Source organism: Algisphaera agarilytica (genome assembly GCF_014207595.1).
Taxonomy (GTDB): Bacteria; Planctomycetota; Phycisphaerae; order Phycisphaerales; family Phycisphaeraceae; genus Algisphaera; species Algisphaera agarilytica.
On the sequence record NZ_JACHGY010000001.1, the window covers coordinates 1161723 to 1180349 of the forward strand.

At 60.8% G+C, this 18627-nt stretch carries 11 protein-coding genes and 1 pseudogene; 6 read left to right on the forward strand and 6 right to left on the reverse strand.

The window, feature by feature from the left end; all coding sequences use genetic code 11:
* Positions 1-128 precede the first annotated feature (128 nt).
* A complete protein-coding gene (locus tag HNQ40_RS04940) occupies positions 129-2444 on the forward strand; it encodes a dockerin type I repeat-containing protein (RefSeq protein WP_184676767.1) in 2316 nt (771 codons plus the stop codon).
* A 38-nt stretch (positions 2445-2482) separates the two neighbouring features.
* Here the strand turns inward: HNQ40_RS04940 and HNQ40_RS04945 are convergent, their stop codons facing one another.
* Both HNQ40_RS04945 and HNQ40_RS04950 read right to left on the reverse strand, forming a co-directional pair.
* The gene (locus tag HNQ40_RS04945) at positions 2483-4975 is read right to left on the reverse strand and encodes an alpha-amylase family glycosyl hydrolase (RefSeq protein WP_184676768.1); all 2493 of its coding nucleotides are present in this window, start codon (positions 4973-4975) and stop codon (positions 2483-2485) included.
* A gap of 154 nt (positions 4976-5129) precedes the next feature.
* The gene (locus HNQ40_RS04950; protein ID WP_184676769.1) at positions 5130-6179 is read right to left on the reverse strand and encodes a LacI family DNA-binding transcriptional regulator; all 1050 of its coding nucleotides are present in this window, start codon (positions 6177-6179) and stop codon (positions 5130-5132) included.
* Positions 6180-6780: 601 nt separating this feature from the next.
* Between HNQ40_RS04950 and HNQ40_RS04955 the strand changes: the two genes are divergently transcribed.
* The 3 genes and pseudogenes from HNQ40_RS04955 to HNQ40_RS18765 all read left to right on the forward strand — a co-directional run.
* The gene (locus tag HNQ40_RS04955; RefSeq protein ID WP_184679184.1) at positions 6781-7728 is read left to right on the forward strand and encodes a type II secretion system protein; all 948 of its coding nucleotides are present in this window, start codon (positions 6781-6783) and stop codon (positions 7726-7728) included.
* 109 nt (positions 7729-7837) lie between these two features.
* Positions 7838-8683, forward strand: a complete 846-nt coding sequence (locus HNQ40_RS04960; RefSeq protein ID WP_184676770.1) for a PEP-CTERM sorting domain-containing protein — start codon at positions 7838-7840, stop codon at positions 8681-8683.
* A 437-nt stretch (positions 8684-9120) separates the two neighbouring features.
* Positions 9121-9777: pseudogene (locus HNQ40_RS18765) on the forward strand (alpha-amylase family glycosyl hydrolase); the annotation flags it as partial.
* 2397 nt (positions 9778-12174) lie between these two features.
* Here the strand turns inward: HNQ40_RS18765 and HNQ40_RS04970 are convergent.
* From HNQ40_RS04970 to HNQ40_RS04985, 4 genes are all read right to left on the reverse strand, one after another.
* Positions 12175-12567, reverse strand: a complete 393-nt coding sequence (locus HNQ40_RS04970; protein WP_184676772.1) for a VOC family protein — start codon at positions 12565-12567, stop codon at positions 12175-12177.
* A 63-nt stretch (positions 12568-12630) separates the two neighbouring features.
* Entirely contained in the window at positions 12631-14784 is a 2154-nt protein-coding gene (locus HNQ40_RS04975) for a beta-agarase (RefSeq protein ID WP_184676773.1), read from the reverse strand.
* Positions 14785-15881: 1097 nt separating this feature from the next.
* On the reverse strand, positions 15882-16265 hold the full coding sequence (locus tag HNQ40_RS04980; protein WP_184676774.1) for a hypothetical protein: 384 nt from the start codon (positions 16263-16265) through the stop codon (positions 15882-15884).
* A 10-nt stretch (positions 16266-16275) separates the two neighbouring features.
* Positions 16276-16587 carry a hypothetical protein gene (locus HNQ40_RS04985; RefSeq protein ID WP_184676775.1) on the reverse strand — a complete coding sequence of 104 codons (312 nt, stop codon included), beginning with the start codon at positions 16585-16587 and terminating at the stop codon, positions 16276-16278.
* Between the two features lie 113 nt (positions 16588-16700).
* Here HNQ40_RS04985 and HNQ40_RS04990 point away from each other — a divergent pair, with 113 nt between their 5' ends.
* Together HNQ40_RS04990 and HNQ40_RS04995 are read left to right on the forward strand one after the other, a co-directional pair.
* Positions 16701-18080, forward strand: a complete 1380-nt coding sequence (locus tag HNQ40_RS04990; RefSeq protein WP_184676776.1) for a DUF6161 domain-containing protein — start codon at positions 16701-16703, stop codon at positions 18078-18080.
* Between the two features lie 148 nt (positions 18081-18228).
* A complete protein-coding gene (locus HNQ40_RS04995; RefSeq protein WP_184676777.1) occupies positions 18229-18597 on the forward strand; it encodes a hypothetical protein in 369 nt (122 codons plus the stop codon).
* Positions 18598-18627: the final 30 nt, after the last annotated feature.

The following is an 18627-nucleotide window of genomic DNA, read 5'->3' on the forward strand; positions in this document are numbered from 1 at the left end:
CAGCTTCCGGACACCGGTTCTTTTGTCGGGTTCAATTCAATTACCCGCCTTTACGGCTCAAATCGGCCGCCCCATCGTAACCCGCACGGGACCCGGCCCCCAGGTTTCATTTAACAGTAAGGATTCATATGTTCGAATCTCGGTCCATGGTCTGCGGCCTGCTGGCGTGCGGTGTGTCGGTTTCTGCGATGGGCCAGTCGCAGTGGGTCAGTCAGGGCCAAACCGGACTCCTGTATCAGATGGATAGCCGGGGCGACCGCGTCCTCGACTACAGCGCCGCGGGCTACATGGGCGGGGTCGCGTTGCCCGACCCGTTGTCGCTGGTCGATGCTTCACGCATCGTCGACCTCACGCCCATCAGCGGAGACAACCTCGCACAGATCCGTGCCGCGATCCAACAGGTCTCGGGTATGTCGCAGCAGGCCAACGGCTATCGCGGCATCGTCCGTTTCGCGCCGGGACAGTACGACATCTCCAACTCCCTGCGGATCGAAAGCAGCGGTGTCGTCCTGCTGGGCGCGGGCGACGGGGCTAACCCCGCAAGCAACACCATCCTCCGATCGACGTCGACCAACGACATCGACATCATCGACGTCGGCGACCGCGACGCGTCCAACGACATCAGCCGTGTGGGTTCGCCGATCAACATCCTCGACAAGGTCGTGCCCGCCGGAGCGACGAGCCTGCGTGTTGCCGACGCCTCGGGCTTCTCGGCGGGCGACTGGGTCAACGTCAAGCACACGCCCACGCAGGCCTGGTTCGATGCCGTAGGCGTGAACGATCCGGAGTGGAACACTTCGAACGATCGCTTCACCACCCAGCACGAACGCCGGATCACCCGCGTGGAGGGCGACCGCGTCTTCTTCCACGCCCCGATCTCCCACAGCATCGACAGCCGACTCGCACAGGGCACGGTCGAGTTCTACTCCGACGACCGCGTGGACCACGTGGGCATCGCCAACATCCGCGGGACGTCGGTGTACAACGCCGCCGAGACGGGCACCGCCAGCGGTCGGCCGATCTTCACCGACGAAGACCACGCCCGCACCTTCATCGCCTTCAACCACGCCGAGGAGAGCTGGGCCACCGGCGTGACGGGCCAGCACCTGATCTCCTCGGCGGTTTCCGTCGGGGTGGTGTCGCGTTCGATCACCGTGGAAGACGCGACGTACATCGACCCGGTGTCGCAGGTCACCGGCGGGCGGCGCTACGCGTTCAACACCCAGGGCGGCCTGGTGCTTATGAAAGACCTCGAGGCCGACTCCGCCCGGCGGGCGTTCATCAACAACTCCACCTTCAACGGCTTCAACCGCGGGCCCAACGTGTTTCTCGACGGCGAGGGCACCAACTCGTTTGTCCGCAGCGGGCCCCACGCCGGCTACTCCACCGGCGCGCTCTACGACAACATCTCCGACGACGGCGGCTTCGAAGCCCGCAAAGCCTCCAGCCCCAGCGTGCACGGCTGGCGCGGCGCACACACCGTCGTCTGGAACTCGGCCGCCAGCGAGTTCCAGATCGCCAACCCGCCCTTCGCCCGCAACTTCCTCATCGGCAGCGAGGGCGCTCTGTCCAGCAGCACCACCGCGAGCGGCGCCACCCTCGACTCCCACGGCCAACGCATCGCGTTCAACGACCCCGACAACCCGCTCGACAGCCTCTACGTCCAGCAGTTGCTCGAACAACAGCGCAACCCCAACATCGAAAAACGCGAGTACTGGCTCGGCGATTTCGATCAGTTCGAGGTGGACGGCCCGGGCAGCGCTGACGACCTCTACGTCGATGCGGATTGGCGCACCCAGGTCGAGAACATCACCGGGTGGCGCAGCGGCATGCCGCTGGTCGGGACGGACGACGAGGGCATCAACCGCCTGATCCCCTTCTCGTTCCAATACGAACTCGCACCCGACGAAGAAGTCGTGTCCGCAGTACTCACCCTCGCCACCCGTCGGCTGGGCTCCCACAGCGACAACGACACCCTCTTCCTCGACGGCCTGACCGAATCCCACCAACTGCTCTTCGGCAGCCAAGAAGCCTGGGGCATGATGTTCGACGACGACATCCAGGTCGTCTCCATCGAACTCCTCGGCGACATCGACTTCATGCAAGACGGGCTGTTCAACGTGCTGGTCAGCGACGACCGCCCGGTCGACTGGGCCCACCTCCAATTGAGTGTCGCCACGATCACCGACATCCTGCTGGGGGACTACAACGGCAACGGGATCGTCGATGCGGCCGACTACACCGTCTGGCAAGACTCGTTCGGCAGCACCACCGATCTGGCCGCCGACGGCAACGGCAACGGCGTCATCGACGCCGCCGACTTCACCATCTGGCAGGACAACTTCGGCAACACCCAAGCCGCCCCCACCAGCAACATCCCCGAACCGACCAGCGCGGCGACGATCATCGCCGTGTTCGCGCTCGCCGGCTACCGTCAGCGGTAGACCATTCGCTCGACCAGCAATCTCTTACGACCATCACATCAAGGCTTCGTCACAGGCACCAGAACCGCCGCGCGGTACTTGCCCAACGACAGCGTCAGGGCTTGATCTTCCCCAGCGACAAGCACCTCGGCACCTTCCTTGATCGCCAGGGTCAGCCGATCTTCGGGACGCTCGGGCTCGACGATCTCGGTATTGCCGGGGGTCAGCACATCGACGTATTGCCCCTCGGCCAACGGCAGAGAGACCTTCCGGGAACGGTCGCTGTTATTGAGCACGACGTAGATGCGTTCATCGCCGAGCACGCGTTCGTAGGCCAGCACACCCCGCGCGTCGTCGGTGTAGACCGGGTGGAACGCGCCGAGGCGCAGGGCTTCGTAGGTGTGGCGCATCGCCATGAGGTGGCGCACGTCATCGAACATGCCCTGGTCGAACGTGACCTGCGGGTTGTCGTACGGCTCGAGGTCGGGCCAGGTCATCGGCTGGCGGTTGCTCGGGTCGTCGGGCGACCACATGCCCGCCTCGGTGCCGTAGTAGATCATCGGGGCGCCGACGAACGTGAACTGGCAGACCATCGCAAGCTTCATCCGCTGCTTCTCGACCTTGTTGGGCTGCCGCGGATCGTAGTTCGGGCCGGTGTCCTGGAGGCGGTTCTGCCCGTCGTACGATCGGCCGGGGTTGACGAACATCGAGGCCAGGCGATCGGTGTCGTGACTGTCGAAGAGATTCATCTGCGCGAGGCTCACCTGCATCGGGTAGCTATACGCCACGCGGTTGAGCCGCTGGGCGAATTCCGACGGCGTGAGCTGCTTGTCGACGAAGAAGTCGACCGCGGGCATCGCGAACTGGTAGTTCATCACCGCATCAAACTGATCGCCCTTGAGCCAGGGGTGGGCCCACGGCCAGATCTCGCCGGTGATGTACGCGTCGGGGTTGATGCCCTTCACGAGCTCCCGCCATTCGATCCAGAACGGGTGGGCGATATCGCCGGGCACGTCGAGCCGCCAGCCATCGACGCCGTCGGACGGGTCGCCGTCGCCGTTGGGATCGAGCCAGCGTTCGGTGATGGCGAAGATGTGCTGACGCGGGCCGTCGCCCAGCCCTGTCTCGTGGTCGTTCTTGAACACGGGCAGTGCGCCATTGGGCCCGTCCCAGGCCACGTAGCCGATGCCGTGGGGGTTCCACGCGTTTCGGAATTGGTCGTTGTCCCAATCCGTGATCTCGAACCAGTGGACGTACCGGGATTCTTTGCCGTTTTTCAGGACGTCCTGGAAGAACGGGTGCGACGTGCCGACGTGGTTGAACACGCCATCGATCACGACCTTGAACCCCATCGCCTTGGCTTCCTGCAGGAAGTCGAGGAACACCTTGTCGGACTCAGACCAGCCCCAGGTCGCGGGGTCGTCGGTTTCGCCGGCCACCTGATCGAAACGCTTCTTCGCTTTCACCCCGAGGTTGTCGTCGACATGCCGGAAGTCGGCGGTGTCGTACTTGTGCATCGAGTCGGCCTCGAAGATCGGGTTGAAGTAGATCGCGTTGACCCCGAGCTTGCGCAGGTAAGGCAGGGCTTCGCGCACGCCCTGGATGTCGCCGCCGTAGCGCCGCCGCCAGACGTTGCCGTGGCCGGTGTAGAAGTTGTCGTCGCCACGTACCTCGCCGACATCCGTGCGGACCTTCCACCAGTCGGACGTCCAGGGCAGCAGGGTTTCGAACTCAGCCTCCCCGGGATCGTTGGACGGGTCGCCGTTACGGAAGCGCTCGGGGAAGATCTGGTACCACGTGGCGTGCTTGGCCCAGTCGGGCGTAGTGAAGGTCGGGGTTAGCGAAACCGTGAAATAGCTCGCTTCCTCTGAGTCCATATCCGGAGCAAGCACCGCCTCGGCATCGCCATCCGATATCAGGAAGTGATAGTTGATGTGTTGATTCTTATGCCGCGATACCGGGACCAGGCCCACCCAGAAATCGCGCCCAAGCTCGGTTTTTTCGTGCTGCAGGGGATAAGTCACCTCGGTGCCTTGCCAGAAATACACTAAGACCTCTTCGACATCGTCGGCCTGAGTTGTCAGACCAAACAAGACCAGGTTCTCATTCACAACGCTGAGGTGCGTGAAGTCGTCGGGGTTGTGGCTCAGCGCTTCGACGCGGATGTGGTTGGGCTCGGGCGCGGGAAGTTTGCGGGCGTCTTCGCCGATGAGCACGGCCGAGTTCATCCCGCCGTGGCCGTCGGGCTCTTCGAGTTCGGGGTCGGAGTGGACCTTGTCGTTGATCCAGTTGCTGCCGTTGACGACAAACTTGTAGAGATAGATGCCCGGGTCGAGATCGACCGTGGCGGTGTAGAGGCCGTCGCCGTTGCGCTCCATGGGGTGGGTGGTCATGCTCCAGCCGTTGAACGTTCCGGCCACCGCGACACTCTGCGGGACCTCGTGCCAACCCGTCGGGTCGAGCTCGAAAGTGTGCTCCACCGCAACGGCAGAGAAGGCGAAAAGCAGGCATGCAGACAGCAGCAACCGATGGAGGAGAGGGCGTGGATTCACGGGAAAACTCGCAGAACAGGCGTTAAGGGAAGGGACGTTGAAGCGGCCGGCCCCGAGGGGCCCCGCGTTGAGCTGGATCGAAAAATAGAGTCGGCACGGGCACGTGGTGGCCCGCTTGATGGAATAACGATGGCAGCGCAAAACGCGCTGAAGGTCAGGCCCGCGGGACAATGCCGGTGGATTCGCGGAGGACCAGGTGGGTCGAGAGCGTTTCGTTGATGCGGTCGTTCTTGCCGCGGATGCGTTGGATGAGCCGTTCACACGCCAGGTCGCCCGCCTCGTAGAACGGCAGGTGCACCGTGGTCAGGGCCGGCGTCACGAATTTGGAATACGGGATGTCGTCGAAGCCCACGACCGAGATCTGCTCGGGCACCTTGATGCCGCGCAGGCTCAGGGCACGCATGGCACCGAGCGCCATCTTGTCGTTGCCCGCGAAGATGGCGGTGAGGTCGGGGTGACGTTCGAGTAGTGCGTGGGTCGCAGCGATGCCGTGCTCTTCGGTGAAGTGGCCGTCTTCGAGGAAGGTGTCGTCGAGTTCGGGCGTGCGGTGTTTGAACACATCGATGATGACCCGCGAGGTAAACACGTCCGGCGAGCCGTGGATCAAACCGATCTTGGTGTGGCCCAGCTGCTGGAGATAGGTCATGACCTGGTCCGTGCCCGAGCGGTAGTCGCACACCACCTGATCAACGCCCCAGGAGTCGAACTGGTTATTCACCACAACCATCGGGTGGCCGGCCTTGGCGAAGTCTTTCAGAAAGACGTGGCGGTCGTTGAAGCCGATGCACAACACGCCGTCGACGAATCGCCGGTCGAATAATTCGAGGTGCTTCTTCTCACGGATGAAGTCGGGCTTGGCGGATTCGAGCGTGACCTTGTGGCCCAGGCGTGCGGCGCGGTCGCAGATGCCCGAGATCAGCTCGCCGAAGTACGGGTCGGCCAGGGCGTGGCGGAGCGTCGGCAGCAACACGCCCAGCACCCGGGTGTACTTGCCCGAGAGCGACTGCGCGATGCGGTTGGGCTGATACCCGGCCCGGTCGATGACCTTGCGCACCTTCTCGCGGGTGGCCTGGGTGATCTTGGGGTTGTCGTTCAGGACCATCGAGACCGTCGCGGTGGAGACGCCGGCCTGGCGGGCGATCTCGCGGATGCTCACGCGCTTGGCGGGCTTGGCGCGGGTGATCGGCTCGGAGGGTGCGGCCACCGAAGCACGGGGCGACGCGGGATTTTGGCCGTTGGTAAAGGCTGAGGATGGAGAGGTTGGAGACTTGGCCAAGGCGGGGGCTCACGGGAATCGGTAAACAGGTCGTTTAACAAAAACTTAGGTCAAACCAGCGGTAAATCGAGGGCGGATCGGCCATTAAGGCTTAAAAATTCTCGATCCAAGAGGTCAAAAAATGCTCTATTTCACCTATTTTGACAGAAATGGACTTCAGAAGGGTCGGTATTCAAGAAAAAAACGAAAGGGGTTGACATTTCATTTAAACAGTTTACCATCATGGTTAACAGATTCAAGGTGTTGTTTGAAATTTCTGTGCCCGTCTCATCGAGACCTTTCCGAACGACACCCTTCTTTAAATGGAAGCAAGCGACCTGGATTCGGCAAAAATCTTTTGACTCACCCGTGAGTCCGCCTATAATTCACATACGCTTGGCAACGAATCACTTTCTTTTCTTTTTTGCGTATCTCTGTTCCCTGTTTTTTCATCTTCTGTTGCTAACCGCCCCGCCTCCTCAAACCCACCGTGACACGAACTTTTATCTTCGGCATGCACGGTTAACCGTTTAAATCACTGGACGACACCATGATCACTTCTCCCCCCGCCGCACGTCACATCACCTCGAAGGCATTCACCCTCATCGAACTCCTCGTGGTCATCTCGATCATCGCCCTGCTCATCGGTATCCTCCTGCCGGCACTCGGCGCAGCGCGTAACTCAGCTCGCGATTTAAAGTGTTTGTCCAACGTACGTCAGCTTGGAATCTCTGGCTTTACGTTCGCCACAGAACACAAACAACGCTTTCAGGCGACCAGCGAAGATTATGTGGTCCGCAACACCTCGTTCTACAAATACCAAGACATCAGCCCGACGACCGGCATTATGAAAGACTGGGCCTCGGCGTTAGTTCCCTACCTCGGCGGCAGCCCAAGCTTAGCTTTCGATCAACTCGACCCGGATATGGCTGATTTTTATCTCTGCCCCAATGACCCAACACTCAATGATCAGTTTCCGGGTTACGAGGTGATCATCAATATCGGTTTTAATTACAAGCCGATTTCCTACGGTGTCAATGCGGACCTGTGTTCAATCCCAATGCCGGGCTCAAGCACCGAAGGCAGCTTCGCTGGCGGTGCGGGAATCGGCGTTCGGAAGGCCGACAATTCCGCGACGTTTCCCTCGCTGGGAGGAAACCTCGATCAAGTGGCCAAGCCTTCAGAGACCCTTCTCTACGCCGACGTTGGAACCCGTCCTGCAGGCTTTACACCTGGCGGAAGCGTACAAGACCGTAACGACACCACTTACTACACCACCAACTATGGAAATGGCGGATCATTGGGAGATGTCTACGACACCCCTTGGCTCCGCGGTCGAATCCCTGTGGATCGCCCGGGCATCACGGTTAATGGCGGAGAGCTTGTTGGAGTCGAACGCCACAAAGAATCGATCAATATCGCCTTCGCCGATGGTCACGGTGCAAACGTGAAAGTTGACGAATTTGACGAAGTCCGTGTCTCGCCCCTGAATTACTAAACCATTCACCAATTCCGCTGTGATGATCGCAGCGGATTGGTTAACCCTTCCGTACCGTGTTTCTAGTTTCGACTCATTCCCATCGTTTTCACCTAGGAGGATTCTCATCATGAAACAAGCTTTGTTTAGTCTCACCGCGGCCGCGTCGGTCGCCTTGACCGGGGCCGCGTCGGCGGCCATCACCGTGGACGGCTCCCTCGGCGGGGGCGAATACGGCCCGGCACTGTCCGTGCAAACCATCAACACCCAGTTCGGCGACAACGAAACCGAACTGAACGCCGCGTTCGGCCAGGTTGCGAGTGGCGCGCTTGAGTTGCTGGTCACCGGCAACGTTCAACAGAACGGCAACCGCATCTACCTGTTCCTGGACACCGCCGCGGGCGGATCGTCGACCCTGGCTGCCGCCGGTGGCGACTTCGACCTGGACCAGATTCAGGGCAACGTCCTGGATATCGCTCCCGAATTCATGTTCGTGATCAATGAACAGTTCGGCAGCGTCAACGCACGGCTCATCGATCTGTCCGACGGTTCGCAGGTGTTTGCCTCGGACCTGACCGGTGACGTCAACGCCGGTGCGGGCACCGCCAGCGGTGCGGGCTTCTCGGTTGCGCTGAACAACACCAACTCCGCTGGGGTGGGTGGCGGCAGCGGCGAACCCGATGCCAACGCGCTGACCGCGACGACCGGCCTCGAGCTGTCGATCGACCTGACCTCGCTGGGCAGCCCCACTCAGGACATCAACATCACCGCGGCCTCGGGCAGCTTCGACGGCTTCTTCTCCAACCAGGTTCTTGGTTCGCTTCCGGATAACACCGGCAACCTCGGCAATGGTGGCTTCGACCTGAGCACCATCGCGGGCGACCAGTTCTTCACGGTTGCGATCCCCGAGCCCGCCAGCCTCGCGCTGGTCGGCATGGGTGCCTTGGCGATGCTTGGCCGTCGCCGCTCGGCCTGATCGGTCCTCCTCACTTGGTCGACCCGTCGCGTCATCCGGACCGACGGGGCCGACCAATTCGGATTCTCAACCTCCGGTAGCGGGGTGGCGTGGCGACGCCGCTCCACCCCGCTTTTTCCGCTCTTTTCCAGCTGACTCCCCCTTGATTTCAGGGATCCGGCCAACCGCGTCGGAACACCCACCAGTGTTTCTGCGCCTTCTCACTCGACACTTATTTCTCCGCCGAGGCCTGTGTGATGATTGTCTTCTCCGCCCCACTCCGTACCGCCCGACGCGTCGTGACCTTTTCGACCGCGGCCCTGCTCACCGCCGTTGGCCTGAGCTCGACATCGCTCGCGCAAGACGCCTCGGCCCCGGCGATCCTGCAATACTTCGAATCACGTTGGGACACCATCGAAGACCGCACCATCGACAGCTTCTACGCCGGCTACGGCGGGATGTGGGTGCCCCCGCCCGGCCGGGCCGACTCCGGCGGGTTCTCCGTGGGCTACGACGTCTTCGATCGCTTCGATTTGGGCAGCGCCAACAACGAAACACTCTACGGCACGCAGCGCTCGTTCAAAGCCATGACCGCCCAATCCAAGAAGGCCGGCGTCGCGGTGTACGCCGACTTCATCCTCAACCACAACGGCTTCAGCGACAACAACCGCCCCGGCTTTATCGAAGCGGGCGACTACCCCGGCTTCGTGCTTGAACTGCCCGACGATCCTTACGGCGATTTCCACCCGCCCATCTTCGACGGCAACGACGTCAAACGCTTCCGCCTCTCGGGCCTTATCGACCTCGACCAATCCAAGAACTACCAGTTCATCCGCCACCCCGTCGATCCGAACGACCCGCGCAACATCCCGGGCGGCACGTTCACCGATCAGGCCGACCCCAACAACGCCCGCTTCTACACCGACATCGACCTCGGTGGACAGACCGTGTGGGACCCGGACCTGAATCAGAACGTCACGATCTACGACTTCAACCTCGACAACCCCCTCGCGGGCGACGCGGTGACCGAGAACGCACTGGGGCTGATCCTGCGTAACGCCCGCTGGATGATCCAGGAAGCCGGTGTGGATGGGTTCCGCCTCGACGCGGTGAAGCACTTCGACCCGTTCGTGCTTGAGTTCTTCGACCAGGCGGTGCACGACGCGGCCCCGCGGAACCTCGACGGCTCGCAACGCCGGGTGTTCGCGTTCAGCGAAGTGTTCGACGGCGACTTCGGGCTGATCCAGTCCTACGTGCAAGACATCGATCGCGGCGACAATCAGGTCGGCGGCAACCGCGATGCGCTGGACCTGCCCTTGTTCTTCGCGCTCCGCAACAACCTGACCGGCAATGGCCAGGCGAACGACTGGCGCAACATCAAGAACGCCAGCTTCGATATCAACGACGACGGCTTGGCCAACAACGGCTCGCAAGGCGTCGGCCACGTGTCGAGCCACGACGAACCCGGAGCCGAGCTGTCCAACGTCGCCCACGCCTTCATCCTGATGCGGCCCGGCAACGCCAACGTGTACTTCAACGCCAAGCAGTTCGGCGAAGGCCGCGACTTCCCCAAAGACGGCCGGGGCGATGCGCTGGGCGGGCAGTTTGGCGACGCGATCACCACGCTCGTGGACATCCGCAACACCCACGGCCGAGGCAACTACCTCGACCGTACCCCCGGCGGCGATGAGAAAGAAATCCTGATCTACGAACGTGAGAAATCGGCGCTCGTGGTGCTTAGCAACCGCGTGGACGCAGGCTTCGACAGCCGGACGGTGCAGACCTCGTTTGCCCCCGGGACCTACCTCGTGGAACTCACCGGCAACGCTTCGGACAACAACATCGACCCGTTCGACGACTTCCCCGAAGTGCTTCAGGTGAAAGCCGACGGCACGGTCGACCTCCGCGTGCTCCGCAACGTCGCGCCTGACGGCGATCGCCACGACTCGGGCTACCTGATCTACGGCCTCGCCGGCCCGCAAGGCACGATGAGTCTGAGCAACGTCGATTCGGTCCTCGCCGGTGGCACGGGTACCACGCTCGAAGAAAACGCCACCGTCCGCATCAACGATGTCGACGTGATCACCGCCGACTCGTTCAACCTGACGCTCAACACCAATGCGGTCAACCTCTTGGGCAGCATCCGCGACCGCGACGCCGACGGCGATGCTGCTTTTTTCAAGATCGACGGCGGCATCGACGCCAACGGCAACGGCGGGGTCGATTTCGTCACCCCCAACTCCGTGCTCTACGGCTTCGAAAACTTCACCGACGTCAACGACGCGGGATTCTTCAACGAAGACGGCAACGGCACCTTCCAGCAAAATATCGACACCACCCAACTTGAAGAGGGCTACCACTTCATCACCACCCGCGCCTTCCGTCACCGCAACCCCGGCACAGGCGGCGACGGCGGCCCCGCGGTCTTTGAAGACTTCCGCCGAGCGATCTATGTCGACCGTCTCGCCCCCGAAGCCCAAATCGAAGCGTTGGTCGCCTTCAACGAATCGGGCAGCAACCTCGACTTCCAGGTCGCCAGTGTTGATCAGACCGCCACCGAGATGTTCACCTTCCTGAACCTCGGCGCCGCCATCGACGACGAGACGATCCTGGGCTTCGTCGAAGACGACCCCAACGGCAGCCAGACCACGCAGATCGATCGCGACCTCTTCCAACGCGGCTACTTCGACGTGCAAGACGGCCACAACGTCCTCACCGTCGTCACCCGTGAAATCACCGGCAACACCAATATCCAACGCCTGATCATCGACATCGAAAACGGCAACGGCGCGGGTATCGGCGACGTCAACAAGGACGGCGTGATCGACTCCGACGACCTGACCAACAGCCCAAACAACTTCGAGACGTTCCTCTACTCACGCAACGCGCTGTTCAACCCCGCGGCCGACACAAACGCCGACGGAATGGTCGACACCTTCGACCTGCTCGGGCTCGAGATGGTGCTATCCGATGCGGGGGTTAGCCAAGCCACGAACGACACCTACCAGGTCATCAAGAACCGCCGGGGCAACCTCAACGGCAACGGTAATGTGGATTCGTTCGACCTGCTGTTCATGCGGGACAACCGCTTCACCGCGGATGAAGACCTGCTGTGGAACCTCGATATCAACCCCGACGGGACCATCGACGGCGATGACGCCGAGCTCTTCGTCACCGCGTTCCTCGGCGAGATCACCGGCGACCTCACTCGCGACGGCGACATCAACCTCGACGACGCCAACGCCTTCGTCCTCGCCCTGGAAGACGTCAACGCCTACCAGACCCAGTACGCGATCGACGCGCTCGTCACCGCCGACGTGAACCGCGACTGGGTGTTCGATGTCAACGACATCGAAGCATTCCTCGGCCTGTTCGACGATCCGAGCGCCGCGGCGCAGATCTTCCTGGACGCGGGCCTGCCGATCCCCGAGCCGGGCACCGCGGCGTTGCTGGTCACGGTACTCATGGGCCTGCGGCGGGTGGATCGCCGGCGGTAAGGTTCACGTAAGCGGTCACTGGCTCTGCGCGAGCCCGATGATTTCGCCGTTCGGGCCGACAAAGAACGTGTACTTGTCCTGTGCATAGTTTTCGTTCTCGAGCTCGTACCCCTCCTGCTTCAATTGATCGCCGATGGTCGTGATGTCGTCGACGTAGAGCATGAAGTGGTTGTGGTTCGTGTTGCCGATCGGGCCGATGGTGTCGAGGTACTCCGGCGCGGTCAGCGAGAGATGGATCCGGCAGTCGTTGGCCTCGAGGCCCATGACGAGCATGCCTTCGATCCCCTCGCCGTGCAGCACCTCGGCATCAACCAGCGTGAACCCAAGGATCTCGCGGTAGAGCCGAAGCGTCTTCTCCAGCTCGAGGATATGCACACAGATGTATTTCAAACCCACAACTTTAGCCATGACACTTTGCTCGCTTTGATTATTCTTCAGAGTTGATTTCGATCGCCCGCCACGGTGCGGCGGTCAGTCCTGTAGCCCCGCGCGGACATCGTACATGCGGTAGCCGATGTCACGCATGCCTTCGATGAGGCCGGCGTGGGGGTAGTCGGTGAGGCTGACGATGCCGACGTTCCAGTTCTCCCCGTCGGGTCGGCCGGCGGGGGACTGGTCGATGTACTGGAACCAGTGGGCTCCGACGATCTGCGGGTTTTCCAAGCCGCTGCGGATGTATTCAACGAACCGTTCGCCGCGGTGCGTCTGGTCGGTGGCGCTGATCATGAGTCCGCCGAAGCCGCGGGCGTCGGCCGCGGAGAACGTGAACTCGCCGATCATCAGCGGGCGGTCGATGCCTTCGGGGAGTTTCAGGTCGCCGATGGTGCCCTGGTACGCGTTGTAGCTGACCACGTCGCAGTACTTGGCCGAGGCCTTCACGACGATGTCGTTCCGCCAGGCAAACCGCACGCCGAGGTAGAGCTTGTCGGGGGCCTGCTTCTTGAGCTCTTCCTTGATCGTGCGGAAGTAGGTCTCGCACAGCTTGCGGTAGAACGGCTCGAGGTCGGGCCGGGCACGGTCCAACTCCGGCGGCGCATCCTGACGTTGGACCATGTCGTCCCACGATTCGTAATCACTGCCCCACGCGGCGTTGAGCGCTTCGATGTTGCGGTGGTTCACCTTCAGGTCTTCGATCAACGCGAGCTTGGCGGCCTGATCGGCGGGGCTGGTGAGCGCCGCCACCGCGAGGTCGGTGGTGTTGCCCCAGCTCATCTCGTTGTCGATGTAGTAACCGATGTTCCACGGGTCGGTGCGCTCCTGCTCGTACTCCGCGATGGAGTCACGGGCCGCGTCACGGAAGCCCGGGTCGAACACATCGGGGAACTGGCCCCAGTAGCCGCTCGAGCCCTCGATCGGCCGCGAGCCGCGGACCCAGACGTGGGTGGTGTACGCGGTTTTCTGTTGGCGGTAGATCAGCGGGTCGCCCCAGGCCGCGATCGTGTTCATGCCCCAGCTGCGGATGCGCTGGTGAGCGAGGTCGGCGAACGACTCACGCCACGTCTCGCCGTACTTCCGCTGAAGGTTGGCGTTGTGGAAGTCGTACATCATGAACGGCAGCTTGTCTTTGTAGAAGCCGTGCGGCGCCCAGCCGGCGTTCTCCATGTAGTGCTGGGACAGCGGATCGCCTTCCTGCGGCGGCAGCCAGGCGAAGTAGTCTTCGCGGTATTGCACACCCGTGTACCCGCCGAAGCGGACGTCGATGCAGTCGGGACCGTTGGACCAGAACAGCCGGCCATCCGGATCGACCAGCCACCATTTGCCCTCGTGTTTGGTGACGCGGAAGTGGCCGGTGGCCTCGAGCTGCGGGCCGTCGGCCCAACCGCCGTACTTGTTGAAATTCGACGGGCCGGGGTTGGAGGCGAGGTCCTGCGCTTCGGACTCGATCTGCGCGATCAGGTCTTCGTCCGTATGGGCTTTGCCGTCCCACTCGGCGTGGACGTACTGGCCGAACTTATCGATGAACGGCAGGAACTCCGATAGCTCGAGCTTCTTCACTTCGCCCACCGCCCGGAGGTTGCTGACCACCAACGACTCTTCTTGATAGGGCCGAACCGAGAACAGGATGATCTTCACCACCTCGCTCGGATCGATCTTGCACTGCCCCGGCGTGTCGCGCATCCCCACGAGCTCAACCGAACGATCGAGCGCCCAATTGGTGGAGTAGATCGGCAGAGAGATTGTCTGCTTTTGGCCGGCGTTGACATCGATGATCACGTGCATGCGTCGCTTGTCATCGTCGTCCGCCCCGGGGTTGTCCGCCCGCAGCCCGAGCCGCACGTTCTTCGCCCCGGTGTTCTCGACATCCAAACGTATCCAACGCCAAGACGACAAGTCCCACGCCCCATCGGGTGCATGGAGCTTGATCCCCGGATACCCATTACGTGCTGCGGGCCACCCGGCTTTGAGCGCCCCGTCCTCGGCCAACAAGGACACCGTCGTGTTCTCCCCCGCGACCCCGTCCAGCGAGAAGTCGGCATCGAAGGCGATCATCGGCATCGACTTGGCGGAGTCGTCCACGTTCTCAGCCAACCCCATCTCCAGGAGTTGTTGGGCTTGGGTTTTGGGAGCGGCGAGAAAGGCGAAGACGAACAAGCCGAGCAGTCCGATCAGTGGCTGAATGTTCATGATGGCGGGGGTCCTTGGTGGAGGAGAGGACGTGGCGAGGGTTGTGGTGGTCTGGTGGATCGACCGCGATGAATCTGTTTGGGAGTCGATTCGAATGAAAATGGATTCAGAAGTCTGAGAGGACCTTCGCGGCAATTTGTAAACAATATACATAATTTTGGTGCGGTCAAGCTTCATCTGAGGTTTGACTAAATTGTCTTATTTCAATTAATTGCAAGTAGATACGGGCAAGAAACTCTCAAATCGACCACCCCTCAACAGACCCCTGTTATTCGTCCAATCCGTAGGTCAGGTCTTCGACCTGACATTCTCATAAGTCAAAGATGCACGCGTCAGGTCGAAGACCTGACCTACAAAACGACCCGCGTTGCGAAGCAACGTCGCTACCTCAGAAAACGTTCGGCGCGCAGCCCAAGCCCCTAAGCCCCCAACACCCATTTCCCAACTTGCCAAAGAGCGAACGCCCGGCTCAACCCCGCCACACGCATCGGCCCGTGTCGCGCAGTTCACTTCAAGCCAACGTCCTCGACCCGCGTGCTGGGGGTGGCCGCGCGATTACGCCACGGTCCATCGTGTCTGTTGCCGGCAAGGTAGCTCACCGACGAACGCCGAAACCCCCACGCTTTACAACGCGAGCCCGGCCTTCCCCACGCATCTCACGGAACGGTCCTTGCCTGAAACCGTCCCGCCGCCGCAGGGTTGTACCCCCCTAAGCAATATGGCAATCGGCGGCGAAGCACGGCAAGAAACGGCGAGCGGCCGAATCTCCTATGAATCCAAGGGCTTAGCGATCTGAGGCCCAGTCACGGGCCTTGCGTGCGCTCCAAATCAAAATGGCAACGCCTCGCCGATCGCTCAATCGAGTGACGGCGATATGGCAAATTGATCCCGCTTCACGGCCCCGTTAAACGGGTTTCGAGCGGCCGCTCCCTGTGCGCTGTGCGCGCAGCGTGCGCAGAGGTGACCAATCTGTAACCACGGAGTTTCCGACATTCTTAGCCCAGGTCCACGAAAACAAGCCCACACGTTGGAGGGCTTTTCCGAGGGTGAAGATGTCGCCGGGTCGTTCGGCTCGCTGCCGACCCGGTTTGGTTCAGTCAGAACAGGCTGCGCTGACCGGCCGCCTCCTTGCTCGCCGACGATCGGCGGGAACGCGACCGGCTCGCCAGGTGGGTCAGGCCCATCCGGCGGAGCATGTCTTGGTAACGGGTAAAGTCTTCGGGGACCTTGGCGATCCAATAGCCGCTGAAGTCTGAGCTGATCGGCACCCCCTTGTCGCGCATCGATCGCACCAATATGCGGACCCCCTTCTTGCGGGAGTCGTCGGAGCCATTTACGCGGACCTTCAGAGCCTTGGCAAGCATCAGCGCATTGGCCTTACGCGCTCCGCGGCGGTGACGTCGGTCCTCCAAGAAGCGCAGCAGGTCGTGCTCCTGGTCCGTGAGGTCGTGATGTCTGCCGTCGCGTCCTTGCTCGGGCATTGGGCGTCTCCTAGATCACGAGTTCTTCCGGGGCGAGTCGTTCGGCAAGCCGGACCTTGAGCAGCTCTAGCTCCCCGCCCATGTGTTTCAGGCGGCGGGCGTTCTTGACCAGGTCCATCACGGTGCTGTGGCTGTCGAGTTCCAGCTCGACGGCGATTTCCTGGTAGGTGAGGTCTAGCTCTTCGTACATGAGCACCGCGGCGTAGGTCCGGCAGCGGACGAATGAGCTGCCCTGGCTATTGCTGGTGATGATCTTCCGGGGCCACGTCGTGAAGCCCTGGATTACCGCGAAAACGCACGTAATCTGCTCTTCCCGGATCATGCAGCCACCAGTCTGGTCGTCGAACGAATCCCATTCCCGATTGTTTTCTGCGTCTCCGATCCGCTGTATAAAACAGGGGATAATCTCCAAATTTTTCTGGGATCAAATTCAAAATGCCTAAAGACGAATCCGAACACACCCAAGACAAGTACATCATCAAGGTCCCAGGGGAGGGTGAGAATAGAGAGTACGTTGTCGATGGAATCGATGAGCTTAAAGAGTTCCTGGTAGCACAGAAGGAATTCGTTCGCCTCATTACTGAGAGTAATCCTCAAGACGGCCGAGATCGGGGCTATGTCAGCCACCCCCTGGTAAACCAGGTCGTCCGGAGGATGCAGTGGATACAACGGTTCGATCGCGACGAGTTCGAGCAAATGCAGGACAAAGGCGACGGAGACGCCCTGAGCACATACGTCAAGCGTACTCTTATCGAACTTAACTCCTGGCTTAGTGAAACCAAGATGCCAACTAGGGACTCGCTGCTGGGTGAGACCCTCATCGATATACATGATCGGGCAGGCTTGCCGGGAACGATCAACGCGCTGGCTTATCTTTTGAACGAATCGACTACGCCAATGGTTGCCCACGGAAGACCGTTGGCCGCCTCTGAGATGACTCAGTGGGCTGCTGATGGCGTCGCTTCCATCAAACTTGCACAAATGGGGCTGTCTGAGTCGCTGACTTTGGAGCGTATGCTCCATCAAAAGCTTGATGATTTTGCGAAGAGAAGCGATGAAGCACTTGGCTCCATTGAGCAGAGCAAAGACACATTTAACGATTTCTATGCCACCTCGGTGGAGCAGATGAAAGACTTCGGCCGAAACGTTGGCACGGCTTTGAATAATTTCAACAGCGTTTTCGAGGACGAAAAGAAGGCCAGGGCCGATGAATTTCAGGCAGCGTCTTCCAATTGGCAAGTGGTTCTCGAAGATATGCAAAAGACACAACAAACTGCCATTAATGACCTCGATGCCTTCATGAGGCTGAGCCCGGCTACACGGTTTTGGAATCGCCGAGACAAAGAGGCCAGGAAGATTGCGAAGAAGATGTGGAGGGTCTTCTTCGGGTGGCTGGGTGGTGGTGGCTTCATCGTCCTGAGCGTGGTCATCCTCCTGATGATCGAACACACCATTGCCGACTGGGGTCTCCACATGCTCTCGGGCAGGACCCATACCGAAGTTCCCGAGAGTAGCTACACCACGGCTCAGCTGATCCAACGCCTCGGCGTGGTCGGTGTTTTTGTGACCGTGTATGTGTTTGGGCTCAGAGTCTTCTCTAAGTTGGCGATGAGCGCTGAGCACGCAGCGGTTGATGCCCGGGAGCGGGTGTCGCTGATCCGCACCTATCAGGCGCTCGTTCACAAAAACACCGGGTTCAGCGAGGCCTCGTTCGATGCGGTCGTTAAGCGTCTCACGCGGCCCGTGCCAACAGGCTTGGTGAAGGCCGATCCGATTTCGCCGATCAGCTTCTCGGGCTTCGGCGGCAAGCCGTAGGCGGTTTTGAATTCTTAAAGGCATCCGTGCCTCTGTTTTCTCGGTCTTGGGGAAGTTGCTGAGTGTTTGTGTAACGCGGGCTGTGCGTAACCTGGGGTTCTCGGTCGGCCGTGGGGGTTAATTCCTATCAAGCGGCGAGATTTCCCTTGTGGCCGACGCCACGCTGGGCTATGGTCGAGTTATGGACCTCTGGACCCTGCTCACCGAGTCGCAAGACCTGCTGCACACACTGCTGGAAGTAGTGCTGGGTGCCGCTTTGGCGGTCTGGGTCGTGGATTCGGTAATAAAAAAACGCCATGCAGATGACAATTTTTCCACACCCAGTGGTCAGGTGTCGGGCTATAACGGCAGCCAGAGCAACAAGCCTCTTTTGAAAAAGTCCCTTAAAAAAAAGAACCGAAAACAAGAAGCCCCCGACGAAAAAACCCCAGAACCGTACCCACAAGCGGATCATCGATATTCGCCCGACGGCGTATGGCCCCCTCAAAAAAACAAAGTGCTTGTGCACGGTCCGTAAAAATCCTACACTTATCGGTTCGCCTTCTTC

Excerpts from the sequence above, each read along its gene's own strand:
- HNQ40_RS04940 (WP_184676767.1), top strand. The coding sequence starts at position 129 with ATGTTCGAATCTCGGTCCATGGTCTGCGGCCTGCTGGCGTGCGGTGTG.
- HNQ40_RS04955 (WP_184679184.1), top strand. The coding sequence starts at position 6,781 with ATGATCACTTCTCCCCCCGCCGCACGTCACATCACCTCGAAGGCATTC.
- HNQ40_RS04960 (WP_184676770.1), top strand. The coding sequence starts at position 7,838 with ATGAAACAAGCTTTGTTTAGTCTCACCGCGGCCGCGTCGGTCGCCTTG.
- HNQ40_RS04970 (WP_184676772.1), bottom strand. The coding sequence starts at position 12,567 with ATGGCTAAAGTTGTGGGTTTGAAATACATCTGTGTGCATATCCTCGAG.
- HNQ40_RS04975 (WP_184676773.1), bottom strand. The coding sequence starts at position 14,784 with ATGAACATTCAGCCACTGATCGGACTGCTCGGCTTGTTCGTCTTCGCC.
- HNQ40_RS04980 (WP_184676774.1), bottom strand. The coding sequence starts at position 16,265 with ATGCCCGAGCAAGGACGCGACGGCAGACATCACGACCTCACGGACCAG.
- HNQ40_RS04985 (WP_184676775.1), bottom strand. The coding sequence starts at position 16,587 with ATGATCCGGGAAGAGCAGATTACGTGCGTTTTCGCGGTAATCCAGGGC.
- HNQ40_RS04990 (WP_184676776.1), top strand. The coding sequence starts at position 16,701 with ATGCCTAAAGACGAATCCGAACACACCCAAGACAAGTACATCATCAAG.